4 protein-coding genes are annotated in these 3,064 nt (G+C 72.3%); all 4 read left to right on the plus strand.

What is annotated here, in order from left to right; all coding sequences use genetic code 11:
- On the plus strand, window positions 1–662 hold a 662-nt coding region (locus V7E45_RS39605; protein WP_333779138.1), incomplete at its 5' end, for an AAA family ATPase.
- Between the two features lie 161 nt (window positions 663–823).
- Complete coding sequence (locus V7E45_RS39610; RefSeq protein ID WP_333779139.1) at window positions 824–1,930, plus strand: aminopeptidase P family protein; 1,107 nt, start codon at window positions 824–826, stop codon at window positions 1,928–1,930.
- 56 nt (window positions 1,931–1,986) lie between these two features.
- A complete protein-coding gene (gene efp, locus V7E45_RS39615) occupies window positions 1,987–2,553 on the plus strand; it encodes an elongation factor P (RefSeq protein ID WP_020938844.1) in 567 nt (188 codons plus the stop codon).
- Window positions 2,554–2,555: 2 nt separating this feature from the next.
- The gene (gene nusB / locus V7E45_RS39620) at window positions 2,556–2,990 is read left to right on the plus strand and encodes a transcription antitermination factor NusB (RefSeq protein WP_333779140.1); all 435 of its coding nucleotides are present in this window, start codon (window positions 2,556–2,558) and stop codon (window positions 2,988–2,990) included.
- Window positions 2,991–3,064: the final 74 nt, after the last annotated feature.

Here is a 3,064-nt window from a genome sequence, read left to right on the forward strand (position 1 = left end):
CCCCACCGCCGCCCGACACCACCGGTCATGTGCCGCTGCCGCCGGGCGGCCCCGTCGCCATGCCCCTCGCCCCGCCGGCCACGGCGAGCGCCCCGGACCCGGCGGCCACCACCCTCGCCGTACTGCTGATCGGGCCGGCGGGCGCGGGCAAGACGAGCGTGGCCAAGTACTGGGCGGATCACCGCCGGGCGCCCACCGCCCACATCAGCCTCGACGACGTGCGCGAATGGGTCCGCTCGGGCTTCGCCGACCCTCAGTCGGGGTGGAACGACCACTCCGAGGCCCAGTACCGTCTCGCCCGCCGCACCTGCGGCTTCGCCGCCCGGAACTTCCTGGCCAACGGGATCTCCTGCATCCTGGACGACGCCGTCTTCCCCGACCGGCCCGTGGTGGGCCTCGGCGGCTGGAAGCGGCACGTGGGTCCCGGCCTGCTGCCGGTCGTCCTGCTCCCGGGCCTGGACATCGTCCTGGAGCGCAACGCCGAGCGGAGCGGCAACCGCAGGCTCACCGACGAGGAGGTCGCCCGCATCCACGGCCGCATGGCCGGCTGGTACGGCTCGGGCCTCCCGATCATCGACAACTCCCAGCTGGACGTCCCGGGCACGGCGCGGATCCTGGACGAGGTCCTGGCGAGGGCCATCGCGAGCCCGCCGACCTGGTAGCGGGCCGGCGGCCGGGCGGCGCCGCGGCCGTCCCGGCGGTGCCGGGACCGCGGGGCCGGCCCCACCCACCGGGCCCGGGCCGGGCGTCGCGACACGGCCCCCGGACCCCACTCGGCCCCACCCAACCGGCACAAACCGCCCAGAACTCCTACGCTCATCTCATGTCAGAGGTGTACGCGACCCGCCGATCCCGGCTGAGGGAGCGCTGCAACGCGGCCGGCGCCGCGGCAGCCCTCATCTCCCGCCCCGCCAATGTGCGCTACCTCGCCGCCGCCGCCCCGCGGGACTCCGTCCTGCTGCTCGGCAGGCGCGAGGACCTGCTGGTGTGCGCCGGCCCGCCCGAGGACCGCCCCTACGAAGGACGTCCGGACGAGACCTTGCGGCTGCACGTCCTGCCCTCGCCCGGAGGCGACCCCGCGGTCACGGCGGCCGGTCTGGCCGCGGCCCAGGGCGCCGACTCGCTCGCCGTCGAGGAACACCACCTCACGGTCAGCCGCCACAAGGCCCTGGCCTCCGTCGCCCCCGGGCTGCGCCTGGCCGGCCTCGGTGGCGCCGTCGAGCAGCTCAGGGTGGTCAAGGACGAGGAGGAGATCTCCTGCCTGCGCATCGGCGCCGAGATCGCCGACCAGGCCCTCGGTGAGCTGTTGGAGTCGATCCTGGTCGGCCGAACCGAACGGCACCTGGCGCTGGAGCTGGAGCGGCGCCTGGTCGACCACGGCGCCGACGGCCCCGCCTTCCCCACGTCCGTCGCGACCGGCCCGCACTCCGGCCGCCCCGGTCACCGTCCCACCGACCGCCGGGTGGAGGAGGGCGACTTCCTCTCCGTCTGCCTGGGCGCCACCTACCGGGGCTACCGCTGCGAGATCGGCCGCACCTTCGTCATCGGCACCTCGCCCGCGGACTGGCAGATCGAGCTGTACGACCTCGTCTTCGCCGCTCAGCGGGCCGGACGCGAGTCCCTGATGCCCGGTGCCGCGTTCCGCGACGTGGACCGCGCGGCACGGCAGGTCCTGGACTCCGCGGGCTATGCGGAGGCACTGCCACCGCTCACCGGACACGGTGTCGGACTCGAAATCGACGAGGACCCGCAGTTGGCCCCCGCGGCCATGGGTAAACTGGACGCCTGCGTGCCGGTCACCGTCGAACCGGGGGTCCACCTCCCGGGCCGGGGCGGTGTCCGGATCGATGACACGCTCGTCGTACGCCCCGAGGCGGACGGCGGACCCGAGCTACTCACCATCACGACCAAGGAGCTGCTCGCGCTCTAGCTTCGCGCTGTGCGCATGCCCCGGGGTCGTACGTCAGTCCAGGAGATTCCGCAACCGTGGCTTCCACGAACGACCTCAAGAACGGCCTGGTGCTCAAGCTCGAAGGCGGCCAGCTCTGGTCCGTCGTCGAGTTCCAGCACGTCAAGCCCGGCAAGGGCCCGGCCTTCGTGCGCACCAAGCTCAAGAACGTGCTCTCCGGCAAGGTCGTCGACAAGACCTTCAACGCCGGTGTCAAGGTCGAGACCGCCACTGTCGACAAGCGCGACATGCAGTTCTCGTACATGGACGGCGACTACTTCGTCTTCATGGACATGGAGACCTACGACCAGCTGATGGTCGACCGCAAGGCCGTCGGCGACGCCGCCAACTTCCTGATCGAGGGCTTCACCGCGACCGTCGCCCAGCACGAGGGCGAGGTGCTCTTCGTGGAGCTGCCCGCCGCCGTCGAGCTGGTCATCCAGGAGACCGAGCCGGGCGTCCAGGGAGACCGCTCCACCGGTGGCACCAAGCCCGCCACCCTGGAGACCGGCCACCAGATCCAGGTCCCGCTCTTCATCACCACCGGTGAGAAGATCAAGGTCGACACCCGCACGAGCGACTACCTCGGCCGGGTGAACAGCTAACCGTGGCTGCCCGCAACACGGCCCGCAAGCGCGCCTTCCAGATCCTCTTCGAGGGCGACCAGCGTGGAGCCGACGTCCTGACGGTCCTCGCCGACTGGATCCGGCTCTCCCGGACCGACGACCGGCAGCCGCCGGTGAGCGAGTACACGATGCAGCTGGTCGAGGGCTACGCGGAGCACGCGCGGCGCATCGACGAGCTGATCGCCCAGTATGCGGTGGGCTGGACGCTCGACCGGATGCCGGTCGTCGACCGCAACATCCTGCGTCTGGGTGCCTACGAGCTGATCTGGGTGGACGAGACCCCGGACGCCGTCGTGCTGGACGAGATGGTGCAGTTGGCCAAGGAGTTCTCCACGGACGACTCGCCCTCGTTCGTCAACGGCCTGCTCGGCCGGCTCAAGGAGCTGAAGCCGACGCTGCGCCGCGACGGGGCGTAGAGCCGGTATCAAAGACGCCGGAGGGGGGGGGGGGGGGGGGGGGGGGGGGGGGGGGGGGGGGGGGGGGGGGGGGG

It is taken from the genome of Streptomyces sp. IBSBF 3136, from assembly GCF_036815105.1.
GTDB lineage: Bacteria > Actinomycetota > Actinomycetes > Streptomycetales > Streptomycetaceae > Streptomyces.

Excerpts from the sequence above, each read along its gene's own strand:
- V7E45_RS39610 (WP_333779139.1), top strand. The coding sequence starts at position 824 with ATGTCAGAGGTGTACGCGACCCGCCGATCCCGGCTGAGGGAGCGCTGC.